11 protein-coding genes are annotated in these 15,910 nt (G+C 72.8%); 1 reads left to right on the top strand and 10 read right to left on the bottom strand.

Annotated features, from left to right (window positions below):
- Position 1: 1 nt before the first annotated feature.
- The 3 genes from ABZY31_RS08420 to ABZY31_RS08410 form a co-directional block, all read right to left on the bottom strand.
- Positions 2–1,594, bottom strand: coding sequence for a cation acetate symporter (locus ABZY31_RS08420; protein ID WP_356406155.1), 1,593 nt, complete (start codon positions 1,592–1,594; stop codon positions 2–4).
- Entirely contained in the window at positions 1,591–2,106 is a 516-nt protein-coding gene (locus tag ABZY31_RS08415) for a DUF485 domain-containing protein (RefSeq protein WP_356406153.1), read from the bottom strand. The genes ABZY31_RS08420 and ABZY31_RS08415 overlap by 4 nt, the downstream gene beginning before the upstream one ends.
- 253 nt (positions 2,107–2,359) lie before the next feature.
- On the bottom strand, positions 2,360–4,480 hold the full coding sequence (locus ABZY31_RS08410; RefSeq protein WP_356406151.1) for a DNA topoisomerase IV subunit B: 2,121 nt from the start codon (positions 4,478–4,480) through the stop codon (positions 2,360–2,362).
- Positions 4,481–4,924: 444 nt separating this feature from the next.
- Here ABZY31_RS08410 and ABZY31_RS08405 point away from each other — a divergent pair, with 444 nt between their 5' ends.
- Positions 4,925–5,158, top strand: coding sequence for a hypothetical protein (locus ABZY31_RS08405; protein WP_356406149.1), 234 nt, complete (start codon positions 4,925–4,927; stop codon positions 5,156–5,158).
- Positions 5,159–5,316: 158 nt separating this feature from the next.
- On the opposite strand, the gene ABZY31_RS08400 is transcribed toward ABZY31_RS08405, so the two are convergent.
- The 7 genes from ABZY31_RS08400 to ABZY31_RS08370 form a co-directional block, all read right to left on the bottom strand.
- A complete protein-coding gene (locus ABZY31_RS08400) occupies positions 5,317–6,156 on the bottom strand; it encodes a serine protease (protein WP_356406147.1) in 840 nt (279 codons plus the stop codon).
- A gap of 102 nt (positions 6,157–6,258) precedes the next feature.
- A complete protein-coding gene (locus ABZY31_RS08395; protein WP_356406145.1) occupies positions 6,259–7,860 on the bottom strand; it encodes an RNA polymerase sigma factor in 1,602 nt (533 codons plus the stop codon).
- Positions 7,861–8,225: 365 nt separating this feature from the next.
- A complete protein-coding gene (locus tag ABZY31_RS08390; protein WP_356406143.1) occupies positions 8,226–9,167 on the bottom strand; it encodes a FadR/GntR family transcriptional regulator in 942 nt (313 codons plus the stop codon).
- A 137-nt stretch (positions 9,168–9,304) separates the two neighbouring features.
- Positions 9,305–11,137, bottom strand: coding sequence for an ABC transporter ATP-binding protein (locus tag ABZY31_RS08385; RefSeq protein WP_356406141.1), 1,833 nt, complete (start codon positions 11,135–11,137; stop codon positions 9,305–9,307).
- Between the two features lie 245 nt (positions 11,138–11,382).
- A complete protein-coding gene (locus ABZY31_RS08380) occupies positions 11,383–12,132 on the bottom strand; it encodes an NUDIX domain-containing protein (RefSeq protein ID WP_356406139.1) in 750 nt (249 codons plus the stop codon).
- A 132-nt stretch (positions 12,133–12,264) separates the two neighbouring features.
- Entirely contained in the window at positions 12,265–14,232 is a 1,968-nt protein-coding gene (locus ABZY31_RS08375) for a glycogen debranching N-terminal domain-containing protein (protein WP_356406137.1), read from the bottom strand.
- A 251-nt stretch (positions 14,233–14,483) separates the two neighbouring features.
- Entirely contained in the window at positions 14,484–15,842 is a 1,359-nt protein-coding gene (locus ABZY31_RS08370) for a DUF4192 domain-containing protein (RefSeq protein WP_356406135.1), read from the bottom strand.
- Positions 15,843–15,910 lie beyond the last annotated feature (68 nt).

Raw genomic sequence — 15,910 nt, 5'->3', positions numbered from 1 at the left:
CTCACACGGCCCCGGCCCCGGTGAGGGAGCGGACCTCCGTCTCGGCGTGCCGCGCCGCGTCCGGCGCCTCGGCGGAGGTGACCGTGCCCAGCCAGCCCGCGAGGAAGCCCAGCGGGATCGAGACGAGCCCCGGGTTCTGCAGCGGGAAGTACTGGAAGTTCACGGACGGGAACAATGCGTCGGGGCTGCCGGAGACCACCGGCGAGAGGACCACCAGCACCACGGCCGGCACGAGCCCCCCGTACACCGCCCAGACGGCGCCCCGCGTCGTGAAGTCCCGCCAGAACAGCGAGTACAGCAGGGCGGGCAGGTTGGCGGAGGCGGCCACCGCGAAGGCCAGCCCCACCAGGAAGGCCACGTTCAGGTCCTGGGCGAGCAGTCCGAGCGCGATCGCCACCGCCCCGATGCCCACCGCCGCCGCCCTCGCCACGGCCACCTCGCCGCGCTGGCGGGCGTGGCGCCGCTTCAGCGAGGCGTACAGGTCGTGCGCGACGGAAGCGGAGGAGGCCAGCGTGATCCCGGCGACCACGGCCAGGATCGTCGCGAACGCGATGGCGGCGACGATCGCGAACAGCACGGCGCCACCGGTGGAGTCGGCCCCGCCGCCCAGATGGGCCGCGAGCAGCGGAACCGCCGTGTTACCCGAGGCGTTGGAGGCCCTGACCTGGTCCGGGCCCAACAGCGCGGCCGCGCCGAAGCCGAGCACGATGGTCATCAGGTAGAAGCCCCCGATGAGCCCGATCGCCCACACCACCGAGCGGCGGGCCGCCCGCGCGGTCGGCACCGTGTAGAACCGCGACAGGATGTGCGGCAGTCCGGCGGTACCGAGGACCAGCGCGAGCCCGAGGCTGATGAAGTCCAGGCGCGCGGCCCAGTCCCCGCCGTACCGCAGACCGGGGCCCAGGAACTTCCTGCCGTGGCCGCTGCGGTCGGCGGCGGTGGTCAGCAGCTGGTTGAAGTCACCGTGGAAGCGGATCAGCACGAGCACCGTGAGCGCCACGGCCCCGCCCATCAGCAGGACCGCCTTGACGATCTGGATCCAGGTGGTGGCGCGCATGCCGCCGAAGGACACGTAGATCACCATCAGCGCACCGACCCCGATCACGGTCCAGGTCCGGGCGCCGGTGCTCGAAGCGCCGAGCAGCAGCCCGATCAGGCTGCCCGCGCCGACCATCTGCGCGACGAGGTACAGCACCGAGACGGTGACGGACGAGACGCCCGCGGCGATCCGCACCGGCCGCTCGCTCATCCGGGACGCGACCACGTCGGCGAGGGTGAAGCGGCCGCAGTTGCGCACCAGTTCGGCGACGAGGAACAGCACCACGAGCCAGGCCACGAGGAAGCCGACGGAGTAGAGCATGCCGTCGTAGCCGAAGAGGGCGATCAGACCGGAGATCCCGAGGAAGGACGCGGCGGACATGTAGTCGCCCGCGATGGCGAATCCGTTCTCCATGGGGGAGAACAACCGCCCCCCGGCGTAGAACTCCTCCGCCGAACCGTGCCGGTTGCGGCTCACCCAGGTGGTGATGCCGAGGGTGACCGCGATGAAGAGGCTGCAGAGGATGAGGGCGAGCGTCTGGTGTTCGGTGGTCACCGGCCGGCCCCCCGCGTGCGCTCCTGGTCCCGTTCCTGCTCGAAGACGGTCCAGCGCAGGTCGAGGGCCGCTCGATCCCGGCGCAGCCGCGCGTGCCGCGTATAGGCCCAGGTCAGCAGGAAGGTGCTGAGGAACTGGCCGAGTCCGGCGAGCAGGGCCACGTTGACGGCGCCGACGACGGGACGGGCCATCAGGTCCGGCGCGACGGTCGCCGCGATGATGTAGGCGAGGTACCAGAGCAAGAAGCCGACGGTGGCGGGGACCACGAATCCGCGGTAGCGGCCGCGGACCTCCTGGAAGGCGGCGCTGCGCTGCACCTCGAGGTAGATGTCGGCCGCCCTGGGGCCGTACCGTCCGTCGTCCGCACCGCCGGCCGGACGCGGTCCGGGAACGCCCGGGACTGCCCCGTCGCTCTCCCCCTCGCCTTCGCCCCAGCCCGCGGCGAGGGCCTCGTACCAGGGGTCGTCATACCGGATAATCGTTCCGGCGTCTGGCCCTTCTTGCTTGTCCACCGGGCTCTCCTTGTCCGCGGCCGCAGTAGCCGCGTACCGCCAAGGATGGCGGGAGGGAAGGGCCCGAAACCAATCTCAGGGCCCTCTTCACTCCATTAGGTGATGGCCGGGCGTGGCGCGCGGAAACGCCGGTCGATCCGTGCGGGCCCCACCCGCGGACGGGTCGCGGGAGGGGCTCCGGAGACCGGGCGCGGGCAGCCCCCGGGAGCCGGCGTGGACGGCCCCCGGGGAGCGGCGCAGGTGCGCCCGCGGGTCAGGCGTCGATCCGCGAGCGGTCCAGGGTCGCCGCCGAGCTGGTGATGAACTCCTTGCGGGGGGCGACCTCATTGCCCATGAGCAGGTCGAAGACCTGCTCGGCCCCGTCCAGGTCACCGATGTTGATCCGGCGCAGGGTGCGGAAGCGGGGGTCCATGGTGGTCTCCGCCAGCTGGTCGGCGTCCATCTCGCCCAGACCCTTGTAGCGCTGGATGGTGTCCTTGTAGCGGATGTTCTTGCGCTGATACTCCAGCAGCGTCTGGCGCAGCTCGTTGTCGGAGTAGGTGTAGACGTACTTGTCCTGGCCCTTCTTGGGCTGGACCAGCTCGATCCGGTGCAGCGGCGGTACGGCCGCGAACACCCGGCCCGCCTCGACCATCGGGCGCATGTAGCGCTGGAAGAGGGTCAGCAGCAGGCAGCGGATGTGGGCGCCGTCCACATCGGCGTCGACGAGCAGGACGATCTTCCCGTACCGGGCGGCGTCGATGTCGAAGGTGCGGCCCGACCCGGCTCCTATGACCTGGATGATCGCGCCGCACTCGGCGTTCTTGAGCATGTCCGAGACCGACGACTTCTGGACGTTGAGGATCTTGCCGCGGATCGGCAGGAGGGCCTGGAACTCGGAGTTGCGCGCAAGCTTGGCCGTGCCGAGGGCGGAGTCGCCCTCGACGATGAACAGCTCGCTGCGGTCCACGTCGTCACTGCGGCAGTCGGCCAGCTTCGCGGGCAGCGAGGAGGACTCCAGCGCGGTCTTGCGGCGCTGCGCCTCCTTGTGCTGGCGGGCCGCGATGCGGGTCCGCGCCGCCGCGACGATCTTCTCCATCACGGAGCGCGCCTGCTGCTTGTCGTCGCGCTTCGTGGAGGTCAGGAACGCCTTGAGCTCCTTGGCGACCACCGCGGCGACGATCCGGGTGGCGGCCGAGGTCCCGAGGACCTCCTTGGTCTGGCCTTCGAACTGGGGTTCGGCGAGCCGGACGGTCACGACCGCGGTCATGCCCTCCATCGCGTCGTCCTTGACCACGTCGTCCTCGGCCACGCGCAGCAGCTTCGCCGAGCGGAGCACCTCGTTCACCGTCTTGGTGACGGAGCGCTCGAAGCCCGAGATGTGGGTGCCGCCCTTGGGGGTGGCGATGATGTTGACGTAGGACCGGACCGTGCTCTCGTACCCGGTGCCCCAGCGCAGGGCGATGTCGACGCCCAGCTCGCGGGTGACCTCGGTGGGGGTCATGTGTCCGCGCTCGTCCAGGACCGGGACGGTCTCCTTGAAGGTCCCCGAGCCGGTCAGCCGCAGCACGTCGCAGACGGCCTTGTCCTGGGCGAGGTACTCGCAGAACTCGCTGATGCCCCCGTCGAAGCGGAAGGTCTCTTCCGTCTTGCCCGCGCCCTCCAGGGCCCGCTCGTCGCGGACGACGATGGTCAGGCCGGGCACGAGGAAGGCGGTCTGCCGGGCACGCTGGTAGAGCGTGTCCAGGGTCAGCCGGGCGTCCTTGAGGAAGATCTGGCGGTCGGCCCAGTAGCGCACCCGGGTGCCGGTGCGGCCCTTGGTGACGCGCTTGACCTTGCGCAGGCCGTTGGCCGGATCGAAGGGGCTGTCGGGGCCCGGCTCGGTGAACATCCCCGGAACGCCGCGCCGGAAGCTGATCGCGTGCGTGGAGCCGTTGCGGTCGACCTCGACGTCGAGGCGGGCGGAGAGCGCGTTCACGACGGAGGCGCCGACGCCGTGCAGGCCGCCGGAGGCCGCGTACGAGCCGCCGCCGAACTTTCCGCCGGCGTGCAGCTTGGTCATCACGACCTCGACGCCGGACAGCCCCGTCTTCGGCTCGACGTCGACCGGGATGCCCCGGCCGTTGTCGCGCACCTCGACGGAGGCGTCCTCGTGGAGGATCACCTCGATGTGGTCGCAGTAGCCCCCGAGGGCCTCATCGACGGAATTGTCGATGATCTCCCAGAGGCAGTGCATGAGGCCACGGCTGTCCGTGGACCCGATATACATGCCGGGGCGCTTGCGGACGGCCTCGAGGCCCTCGAGGACGAGCAGGTGCCGCGCGGTGTAGTTGGAACCGTCCCGGTCTGCTCCGGACAGCAGCGCGCTGGAAGGCACGGACGTGTCGGCGGTCACGCAGTTCGCTCCTCGCTGAATTTCTTTTCTGGCCCGGTCGGGCGCAGGGGTGGCTCGGGTGCCGGTCAGAGGGTACCGAGGCCTGGTAGAGCCGATGTAACGCCACCCTCGTGATCCTTCAGCCTAGTGCAGGCCCGCACGGATGTTCGATCGCTCGCGGGAGTGAAGCAAACATCACGTTCCCTTCCAGGCATGAACCATTTAGTGTTCGGGCACGTCCTCATCAACAACCGGCGCTTCGCCGGAGAGGGCCGAACCTGCAAGAAGCAACGACAGACAACGCGAAACCGTAAAGCAAAGCAATACGGCTCCTTCGCCGCCAACCGGCAACAGCCGGCCAGCTTCGGAAGGAAGTTTCGAGGAAAAGCCGCGAGCGGGAACGTTTTCGGCCTGGTTGGATGTTGACCCTGGTACGACAGCTCGTCGAGCTAGAGAAGAGGCGACGTGACTACTGTTCTGACACCCGCGACCCCGCTGACGGCCGCCGATCGATGCGACCGTTGCGGCGCCCAGGCATACCTGCGCGTCGTCCTGCTGAGCGGCGGTGAACTGCTCTTCTGCGCCCACCACGGACGCAAGTTCGAGCCGGAACTCAAGAAGATCGCCGCGGAAATACAGGATGAGACCGAGCGGCTCGCGACGGCTCCGGCCGCCGTGGCCGACCCCGAGGACCGCTGACACAGGCCTTACCTCGCATCCCGACGAGCCAGGACCGGCGCAGGCCGGTCAACGGGCGGCACCCCTGAGACCCAGGGGGACCGCCCGTTCTCATGTCCGGGTACGGGGCGACCCGGGCTTCCCGCGGCGCCCGACGGCGGCCCCGGCGACCGGGCCGCTCATCCCAGCCGACCCGTCCCGCCGACGAAACCGATCAGCGGGGCGATCCGCGTGTACACACCCGGGCTGTCAGCGCGCCCGCAGCCCCTCCCCCAGGACACCAGCCCGATGAGCCTCCCCTGGGCCACCAGAGGCCCCCCGGAGTCCCCCTGGCAGGCATCCCTGCCGCCTCCCCGGACCCCGGCGCAGACCATGGACGCCTCCTGGTACTGCCCGTCGGCGTCCCCGGGGTAGGCGCGGCGGCACTCCGCGTCCGCCAGCACCGTGACCGGGGCGGCATGCAGGGCGTACGCGTAGTCACCGAAGCCGCTGGTGTCCCCCCAGCCGTATACGGTCGCGTCCGCACCGGGGGCGTAGCCGGGATGCCCGGCGGCGGCCATCGCGAGCACGTACGCGGCGGGGACGGCCTCGCCCAGTTCCAGTACGGCGATGTCCCCGGCATTGGTCACCGGGTCGTAGGCGGGGTTCACCCGCGCCGCCCGCACCTTGATCTCACGGCCTTCGGCGCCCGTCAGCTCGGTCCGGCCGGCGATCACCACGAGGTCGGGCACCGAGGCCACCGGCCCGCCCAGGACGTTGTCGCCAAGGCAGTGCGCCGCCGTGACCACCTTCGTCGGCCCGACGATCACGCCCCCGCAGAACTGCCCGGCCCGGGTACGCCCGAACCGGTCACGGCTGGCCAGTGCCACCACCCAGGGACTGTCGGCCACCTTCACGGGCTGCCCGCCGATCACCACCCCGTCCGCGAGGGCGCGCGGTGCCTGGACCAGCGGGGCCACACCCGCCCCCGCCACCAGGGTCAGCACACCTGCCAGAGCACGGGCAAAGGGACGACGCATAGGGCCTCCTGACTCTGTGTGTACACGACTCCACCCAGAGTGGAATGCCCGGAGGCCGCGCGCACCCGCGCACGGCCTCCCACGCCGCCCCCGACGGGGCTGCTAGTCCAGATAGTCGCGGAGCACCTGCGAGCGCGACGGGTGCCGGAGCTTCGACATCGTCTTCGACTCGATCTGGCGGATCCGCTCGCGCGTGACGCCGTACACCTTGCCGATCTCGTCGAGGGTCTTCGGCTGGCCGTCGGTGAGGCCGAAGCGCATCGAGACCACCCCCGCCTCGCGCTCGCTGAGGGTGTCGAGGACCGAGTGCAGCTGCTCCTGGAGGAGCGTGAAGGAGACCGCGTCGGCCGGGACGACCGCCTCGGAGTCCTCGATGAGGTCACCGAACTCGCTGTCGCCGTCCTCGCCGAGCGGCGTGTGCAGCGAGATCGGCTCGCGGCCGTACTTCTGGACCTCGATGACCTTTTCGGGGGTCATGTCGAGTTCCTTGGCCAGCTCCTCCGGGGTGGGCTCGCGGCCCAGGTCCTGGAGCATCTGACGCTGGACGCGGGCCAGCTTGTTGATCACTTCGACCATGTGCACCGGGATGCGGATGGTGCGGGCCTGGTCGGCCATGGCGCGGGTGATCGCCTGGCGGATCCACCACGTGGCGTAGGTGGAGAACTTGTAGCCCTTGGTGTAGTCGAACTTCTCAACGGCTCGGATCAGACCCAGGTTCCCCTCCTGGATCAAGTCCAGGAAGAGCATGCCGCGGCCGGTGTAACGCTTGGCCAGCGAGACCACGAGGCGGAGGTTGGCCTCCAGCAGGTGGTTCTTGGCCCGGCGGCCGTCCTCGGCGATGATCTCCAGCTCGCGCTTGAGCTTGGGGGCGAGCTTGTCGGAGTTCGCCAGCTTGTCCTCGGCGAAGAGGCCCGCCTCGATCCGCTTGGCCAGCTCCACCTCCTGCTCCGCGTTGAGGAGGGGGACCTTGCCGATCTGCTTGAGGTAGTCCTTGACCGGGTCGGCGGTGGCTCCCGCGACCGCGACCTGCTGGGCGGGGGCGTCGTCCTCGTCGTCGGAGAGCACGAAGCCCTTGGCCTCGCCGCCCTCCTCCTCTTCGCCGTCCTCGGCCTTGGCGGCGCCGGGGGTGCCCTCGGCGGACTCGTCGTCGGCCGCGTCGTCGCCGTCCTTCTTGGCCGCCGTCTTCTTCGCCGCGGTCTTCTTGGCGGTGGTCTTCTTGGCCGCCGTCTTCTTGGCCGCGGTCTTCTTCGCCGCCGCCTTCTTGGCGGGCGCGGGAGGCTCGGCTTCGGTCCCCGCCGCCGTCACGTCCTGCGAGCCGCTTACCTCCGCGAGCGCGTCCGCCTGCTCCGGGTCCGCCGCCCCGGCCCCGGGGGCCGTGGGAGCGACGGGAGCGGCCGCCGTCTTCCCCGTGACCGTCTTCGTGGCCGTCCGCTTGGCGGGGCTCTTCGCCGCCACGCTCTTCCGAGGGCGCTTGGGCGACTCCGCGGCACTGACCATCAGCGTCACACCCTCTTCCTCGAGGATCTGGTTGAGGCTGCGCAGAACATTCTTCCACTGGGTCGGCGGAATCTGGTCAGCCTCGAAGGCCCGACGCACGTCATCGCCGGCGATCTGCCCCTCGGCCTTGCCCCGCTCGATGAGAGCCATCACGGAATCCGACTCGGCGATCTCCGGCGGGAGCGTACGGGATGTGCTGGCCGACACGAACAACCTCTCGGAACGATGGAAACGGCTTCCGACCCCGGCCTGGTCCTGAACCGGAGCCGACGACCACCGACTGGGGATGGGCCGGCGGCGCGGGGAACGGCCGGGGAGCTGCACAGCACCGGGAACGGCTGCTGTGTTCCTTCCGTCGGCCATCACCTCTTAGGTCATCGCGTGACCTCGCAGAGCGTTACGCCCAATCTTCGTGGCCCGAGTCACATCCCGCGTGCTCCCATGCCGGTCATTCGGGCACGGGTCCCCGAGTTCGCGTCGCCCGGACGCCGGTGTCGCCGGACCCGACCGGGCCCGGCGACATGCGTCCATCCCATCCTCGCGCTCCTCGCGCCGGTCCGCGGCCGGGTGCGTCAGTGCTCGCGCGGTGCGGGAACCACGCGCTCGACCTCCGGATGGACCGTCAGGAGCTGGCGCATCGCGGTCTCCGCGCCGGTGGCGTCGCCCGCGGCGATCGCCTCGACCATCCGCGCGTGGTGCGCGACGCCGCTCTCGCTCGGGCGCTCGCAGGCGGTGATCGGGCTGCCGGACACCTGGAGGGCGCAGGAGACGATGCCCGAGAGGTGCTCCAGCATCCGGTTGCCGGCGACCTGGATGAGCAGGGAGTGGAACTCGTTGTCCGCGCGGGCGAAGGTGATCCCGTCGCCCTGGCCGAGGGCGTGGCCCATGATCTCGACCATGTCGGCGAGCCGCTGCTGGATGTCGGGGCGGCCGTGGCCGGCGGCGAGGCGGGCGGCGAGGGGCTCGATCGTCCAGCGCATCTCGTTCAGCTCGCGCCGCTGGTCGTCGCGCTGGGGTCCGTAGGCGCGCCACTCGATGATGTCCGGGTCGAGCAGGTTCCAGTCGGCGACCGGGCGGACCCGGGTGCCGACGTTGGGGCGGGCGCTGACGAGGCCCTTGGCCTCCAGGACCCGCAGCGATTCGCGGACGACCGTGCGGGAGACCTCGAAACGCTGCCCGATCTCCTCGGGGACCAGCGGACGGTCCGCTCCGAGGTCGCCGGAGACGATCATCTGGCCGAGCTGCTGGACGAGTTGGCCGTGCAGCCCGCGGCCACGGCTGCCCGCCGTGCGGCGGCCCACCCGGCTCAACTCGACGTCGGCTCCGTCCCAGTGGGGTGCACCGACGCGGTCGGTGCCGGAGGCCTCCGCGTAGGGGTAGCGGTCGAGCTCGCCCGGGCCGGCGAGGCCGGTGTCGGCGTGGCGGGCGGCGGTCATCATGGTGTGCGCAAGGGTACTCACGAATCCTTTGTCGGCCGTGCTCCGGCGACCCTTGAGGTCTTTGGTGAAAAGCACACGAAAGGGTGATCGGTGCCCCCTACGCAATTGACGACTTATCGTAAAGAACCGGGCTTTTTACAAGGACTTGCGATCCTGTTCGAGTGAACCGGGCTCCAACGGTCGCCCGGTGTCCCGGTTGCGCTTCGCACCGGTCACCAACGGACGCGGCCGCGCAGGCCGGTGAACCCGTAGGCGCACAACAGGACCAGCAGGGACAGCGCCAGGGCCGCGCCCACGGGCTGGGCCATCACGCGCAGGGCCCCGAGCACGAGCCGGTCGGCCTCGGGGGGCCACTGCGCCCAGGACAGGCCGCGCAGTCGGGCCGCCAGCCCGGACGCGGGGTAGGCGGACGGACCGTCGAGGGCCTTGCGCAGGAGCGGTACGACGAGCAGCGGTACGGAGACCACCGCGCCCAGGCCCGCCAGGGCGGAGCGGAACACCCCGGCGGCCAGCACCCCGGACCACGCGCAGCCGACGAGCAGGCCGGCCCACGCGGCGGCGGGGGCGATCCACTGCGCCGGGGGCCGCAGCGGCCCCCGGTCGAAGACCAGCGCGAGGGCGGCCGCGTCGGCCGTGACCGCGAGGGCGCCGAGCAGCAGCGCGAGAGCCCCGCAGACCCCGAGCTTGGCGATGAGCAGGCCCAGTCGGCGCGGCACGGTGCCGCGGTCGGCGGCGAGCGCGGGATACCGGTACTCCTCGCCGAAGGCCAGGGCGCCGAGCAGTCCGGCGCCGAGGGCTGCGGGCGGCAGCGGGAACGGCTCGGGCCACGCGGCGAGCAGGCGGTTCTGCGGTGTGTGCCCGAGCCGGGCGAGCAGCAGGGCGGTGACCACGGAGACGGCCACCACCACGGCGGCCGTCAGCAGCGGGGTGGCGGTGCCGAAGGCGCGGCGCAGCTCGTAGCGCAGCGGCCGCAGGGGACCGCCCACGCGCCGAACGGGTGACGCGGGCCGCGGGGAGCCCGGCCGGCCCCCGCGCCCTTCGACGCCCCCGGTGCGGGCCGGGACGCGGGCACCGGGGACCGCGGCCTCCTGTCCACCGGCCGCGGCCGTGACGGTAGCGCCCGAGGCGGTCGCGCCCGGGGCGGTCGCGGTACGGGCCTGAGGTACCGGTGTCCCGCTGTCGCCGGTCTCGTCGGCGAGCTGGTGGACGAGCACGCCGTGCCGGAAGGCGGCCTCGCCGACTTCGGCGCAGGTACTGCCGTAGACGGAGAGGCGGCTGCCGCTCTCCTCGACGACCTCGACGGCCCGCTGGGCGGCCCGCGCCTCGCGGCCCAGTACGTCGGCGAGCCGGGCGGCGTGCGGGGTCCTTACGGCCACTCGCGGGCGCAGCCGGGTCCGGGCGAAGTCGGCGGCGTCCTGGTCGGCCACGAGGCGCCCCGCCTCGATGCTGACCACGCGGTCGGCGCTGCGGGCGGCTTCCTTGGCGTCGTCGGTGGTGAACAGCACCGCTCCGCCGAGGGAAGCGTGCCCGCGCAGCAGCCCGTGCAGCCAGTTCCGCTCCCGGGGGGAGAGCCCGGCGGCGGGCTCGTCGAGGAGCAGGGTGCACGGATCGGCCAGCAGGGCGGCGGCGATCCCGACCCGGCGGTCCATGCCGAGTGAGAGCGACCCGAGCCGCTGGTCGCGCAGGCCCGCGATGCCGACGACTTCGAGCATGGCGTCCGCCCGGGAGGCCGGGACCCCGGCGGCGGCGCAGAGCATCCGCAACTGCCCGCGGACCGTGCGGGCGGGGTGCCCGGGCACATCGCCGAGCAGGACGCCGACCTCGCGCCCCGGGTGCGGAATCCGGTGCAGGGGGCGCCCGCGGAAGTACGTGACGCCCCGGCCCGGTTCGAGTTCGAGCATGAGCCGGAGCGCGGTGGTCTTGCCCGAACCGGGCGCGCCCAACAGGGCGGTGACCTGACCGGGGCGGGCCTCGAAGGTGAGGTCGTCCACCCTGGGCGGAAGGTCTCGGCGGGGTGCACTGGTGAGTCCGATGGCCTGGAGCATCGCTTCTCTCGCGGGGTGTGAGACCACTGTGCGGCAGTGTGAGTACCACGGGAAAGATAACGCGATATGTCCTTTTTGCCCCGGAACCGCACCGCGGCGGTGTCGGATCGTCTGACTTTCGCCCACCAGAAGCCGGGAGGGTGGTCTCCCCAGGGAGGCACTGCCTGGGGGCGGTCTCCCGGACGGCGGACTCCCGGGTGTCGGGCTCCGGGGAATCAGACGTCCGAGTAACAGACTTCCGGGTATCAGACTTCCGGCCGCAGCATCGGCGGGTTGAGCAGGGTGGCTCCCCCGGCCCTGAACAGCTGGGCGGGCCGACCGCCCTGACGGGTCGTCGTTCCTCCGGCCGGGACCAGGAACCCCGGCGTGCCGGTGACCTTGCGGTGGAAGTTGCGCGGGTCCAGAGCCACGCCCCACACCGCCTCGTACACCCGGCGCAGCTCACCCACGGTGAACTCGGGCGGGCAGAAGGCCGTGGCCAGCGAGGAGTATTCAATCTTCGACCGGGCCCGCTCCACCCCGTCCCCCAGGATCCGCGCGTGGTCGAAGGCGAGTCCCGTGGACGCCTCCTCGGCGGTGGCGAGCACTTCGTCGACGGGGGCCCAGCGCGCGCTGTTGGCGTCCCCTCCGGCCCGGGGCGCGGGCAGGTCGGGGGCCAGCACCAGGTGCGCCACGCTGACCACCCGCATCCGCGGATCCCGCCGCGGGTCACCGTAGGTGGCGAGCTGTTCCAGATGCGCGCCGTGCCCGGCGTCGCCGCCTGCGGCCGACTCGTGGGCGCACAGTCCGGTCTCCTCCGAGAGCTCCCTCGCGGCCGCGGCCGCCAGGTCCTCGTCGCCGCGGACGAAGCCGCCGGGCAGCGCCCATCGTCCCTGGAACGGCTGCTCACCCCGTCGCACGACCAGCGCGCAAAGCGCGTGGCGCCGCACGGTGAGCACGACCAGGTCGACGGTGACGGCGAAGGGCGGAAAGGCCGACGGGTCGTAGGGCGACATGCGGCGATCATAGTCGTCTGCCTGACGATAAACAGCGCTTTGGTGATCCGGAAGACCACTCTCGACAGGCCGGACTCCTCGTGGCCCGCCCTCGGGGGTGCGGCGCGGGCCGTGCGTCGCATCCGAAGGGCGTCAGACGCCCAGTTGCAGTGCATCGGAGGCCTCCTCCACCATGCCCAGACCCAGCCGGCTGATGCGGACCGCGAAGGGCTCCCCCGCCACCCGCAGTCCGGAGAGCCGCACCTCTCCGAGCGGCGCACCGGGCAGCGGAGCCAGCGCCACCGTGCCCGCGGGGGCGTCGGGGCGGATCCCGGCCAGCGCGGCCAGTACGTGGATCGCGGCGGCAGCGGCGACGGCGGCCGGCCGACAGGCCGCCGGGTGCGGTAGCGGAGCGCTGCCCGCCGTGCGCTGCTCGGCGGCGTACATCTCGGGCAACCGGTACCCGAAGCGCTCCGCCGCGTCCAGGAGGCCCCGGAGCAGCCCGACCGCCTCCTTCTCGAAGGCGGCGGCCGCCAGCCCCGCCACCGCGACGGCGCTTTCGTACGCCCGCACGGCGCCCGAGTGGTGACCGAACGGGTTGTGTCCCGGCTCCCGCACCGCCATGCTGCGCAGCCCCCAGCCGGAGTCCATCGCCGGCGCACTCAGCAGGCGGGCCAGCTGCTCGGTCCGGATCCGGTCCAGCAGGCCGGGCGCGAGCCGCCCGCCGCCCAGTAGTCCGGTGTCCAGCAGGTGCGCCGCCGCTCCGGTCAGCCGGGGCAGCGGTCTCCCGTCCGGATGCAGCGCCGCCGCGGGCCGGCCCCCGTCCGGACCGTCGAGCCAGAAGGCCCGCGCGAAGCGGCTCCGCAGGGCGGCGGCCCACTCGCGCCATTCCTCGGCGCCGGGCCGCCCGCACCCGTCGAGCAGGTCTGCCCCGAGCAGCGCGGCCCGGTGCGCGTGGGCCTGTGTCTCGCAGCGCCGCGGCCCGGGATCGGGGTCGGCCAGGAAACCGTCCTCGGACAGTGCCCCGCGCAGCCAGTCCAGGCACCGCTCCGCCGTGGGCAGCAGCCGCTCCACCTCCGGTTCCGCCAGCCCCCAGCGCCGGGCCTCGGCGAGCACCGCGGGGAAGGCCAGCGTCGCCTCCGTGCCGGTGCAGCCGGGCGGTAGCTGCGGCCCGGCGGCCCGCAACGGCCCCGGGATCTTCCCGGCGCCGGGTCCCTGTCCGGTCTCCTGGGTCCGGGCCAGGACGCGCAGGGTCGCTGCGGCGAGGCCGGTGCCGAGGGGAAGCGCCATCCGGGCGGCCCACAGCGATTCGGCCGGAGCCAGCCCGCAGCGCCACGGGACACCTGCCGCGGCGAAGGCGTCGGAGGGATCCCCGGTATCCCTGAGCAGCAGGGCTCCCAGGTCGTCGATGCCGGTCCGGAGCCAGGGGCCGACCCTGGGGTCGTCGCACTCGGCGCTGGCGGGGGCGAGGGGGTTCGCGACCTGCCCGGCGGAGGCCCGCGCGCCCCGGTCCTGGGAGGTCCGCAGTTCGATGGTGTGGGACTCCCCGGGCGCCAGCTCCAGCTGCCAGCGCAGCAGGCCGGTCGCGGCGAGCGCGTCATCGGGAGCGGGGTCCGCCGTCGTGACCGCCTGGACCCGGCCCGTACTCCAGCGCAGGCCCCCGGCGTGCACGGCGGCGGGCAGTTCGGGCCCCCCGCGCCCGGTGGTGATAGCGGCCAGTTCGGCCAGGTCGGTGGCGAGCGAGATCTCCACGGGCAGCCGCACCCGGCGGGCGGTGTAGCTGCGCAGGGTGATCCGCTCGGTGCCGTCGGCGTGCCGGATCCGCTCCACGCCGATGTCCGGGTCGGGCCCCGGTTCCGCGCCGATGCGGACGGTCGCGGTGAAGGCGGCCCGGTCGGCGCCGAGGCTGCGGCCCTGCACGGCGACCGGGTCGCGGCCGCCGATCCGCAGCACGCAGCGGGACAGCAGCCGGCGGCCGGAACGGTAGATCCCGTCCACCCCGTGCCCGGTCAGCTGCCCGTGTTCGGGCGAGATGACGAGACAGGGAGCGGCGACGCAGATGAGGGCGCCGTGCACGGGCGGCAACTCGGGCCGTCGGGCGGGGGGAACGGGGTGCACCATGCGTCGCCTTGTCTGCGTTCCGGTCGGTTGCGCAGGGCGGCGGCTCGACCAGGGCCCCGCCACCCCACAGCTGAACGCCCTCACCCCCGCCCGGGACACGGCCGATGGGGGCGGCTGCGCGCGGGCGGCGGCTTCGCGGCGGCCGAAGGCGGCGCCCGCCGCGCTCCACCAGCGGTGCGCCGCACGTCGTACGGCCGCCGCGTCGCCCAGGCCGCGCCGCGGTGCGCGGTGCCGCGCAGCCCGGTGCCGGTTCACTGCTCGCTCCCCGCCGTGGGGCGCGGCTCGCGACGGGTGGCCCGGGTGCGGCGCCCCGGCGGGCGGGTGACGGCGGCGGCGCGCTTGCGGCGCGGCTCGCGGCGGCCCCGCTCCGCGCGCAAGCAGGCGCGGAGGTCTTCCGGGTCGAGGCCTTCGTTGCAGGCGTGGTGCAGGAGTTGGGCGAAGCGGTAGTCGGCATCGGCCCGCAGGGCCAGTCCCAGGGCGATGCGGGCGGTCGGCTCGTCGCCGGTGGACCACGAGACCCAGCCCGCCAGGGTCAGCGGGGCGGCCGCGTGCTCGCCGTAGGCGCCGACACAGCGGCGGGCGAGGGCGCGCCACAGACGCAGCGCCGGGGCCGCTTCCTCGTCCTCCATCCACTCCGCGGCGATGTCCCTGATCTCGCGGTCCTGGAGGCCGAGGATGAGGGAAGCCGCCTCGTCGTGTCCGAGGAGCGCGTCGTCCCAGTCCTCGGCGCAGGGCCCGCCGTCGGCGGGCGGGGCGAGGGTGAGCCGCCGCATCACCGTCCGGGCGAGGTCCAAGGTGTCCGCGCCCACCTCCTCCCGGGTGGCTCCGTCGAGGATCTTCGGCACCAGGGCGGTGGCGGCCCGGTCCAGGGCCCGCTCCTGCTCGTCGGCGAGGGGTCCGCGCAGCGGTGCCATGCGGCCTTCGATCTCCTGCAGCGAACCGCGGACCCGGAGCCCGGCGTAGGTGGCGGCCGCTGCCATGACCGAGGTTCCCGGCACGCTCAGGGCGGTCCCCTCCGCCGGGCAGCACCGGGCGTCGGGGCAGCAGTAGGACCAGTACCGCCCGCCGGAGACGCACAGGGCCTCCAGCACGGGCACGTCCAGCGATCCGCAGGCCAGCCGGATGCGCTGGGCGAAGGGGCGCAGCCGGGTCATCACGCGCTGCCCGCTCTCCCCGCCCCGCGGATCCTGGCAGAGGAAGACGACGATGCCGTCGGGCTTGCCCCCGCGCCGTTCGCTGCCGAGCACCAGGCAGTCGGCGACCTGGCGGGCGGTGTCCTCCCATTCCCCGTGGTCGGCGGGAATGCCGACCCGCAGCCGACCGCCGAAGCGGCCGCCCTCGCCGTGCACGGCCACCATGACGAGGGAGTCGGTGGGGTGGAAGCCGAGCATGTAGGGCAGGGCGTCGGCCAGCTCGGCCGGGCTGCGCAGGGTGATCTGCGGGTCGCCGGCCGGAGCGGCCGGCGCGCCCGCGAGAGCGGCGTGGTTGACGGCGGGCCGGACGACGGACTGGTTGGTGCGCCGGGCGCCGGGCTTGGTCGGTGGCTTTCCGGGAGACGCCTTGCGGGGCCTGATTCCGGACGGGTCGGGTGATTCCTGGTTCTTCGTCATGGCTCGACGGTCCCGTGATCTCTCCGATCGGGAAACCCCTGTGGATAACTTTATCCACAGGCACGGAG

The organism is Streptomyces sp. NPDC006529 (assembly GCF_040611795.1).
Lineage (GTDB): Bacteria > Actinomycetota > Actinomycetes > Streptomycetales > Streptomycetaceae > Streptomyces.
The sequence above is the reverse complement of the archived record's forward strand: the minus strand, read 5'-3'. Positions and strand labels throughout refer to the sequence as shown.

What these genes read in the sequence shown, in the direction of transcription:
- ABZY31_RS08400 (WP_356406147.1), bottom strand. Translation starts at nt 6,156, where the DNA reads ATGCGTCGTCCCTTTGCCCGTGCTCTGGCAGGTGTGCTGACCCTGGTG.
- ABZY31_RS08385 (WP_356406141.1), bottom strand. Translation starts at nt 11,137, where the DNA reads ATGCTCCAGGCCATCGGACTCACCAGTGCACCCCGCCGAGACCTTCCG.
- ABZY31_RS08380 (WP_356406139.1), bottom strand. Translation starts at nt 12,132, where the DNA reads ATGTCGCCCTACGACCCGTCGGCCTTTCCGCCCTTCGCCGTCACCGTC.
- ABZY31_RS08375 (WP_356406137.1), bottom strand. Translation starts at nt 14,232, where the DNA reads ATGGTGCACCCCGTTCCCCCCGCCCGACGGCCCGAGTTGCCGCCCGTG.
- ABZY31_RS08370 (WP_356406135.1), bottom strand. Translation starts at nt 15,842, where the DNA reads ATGACGAAGAACCAGGAATCACCCGACCCGTCCGGAATCAGGCCCCGC.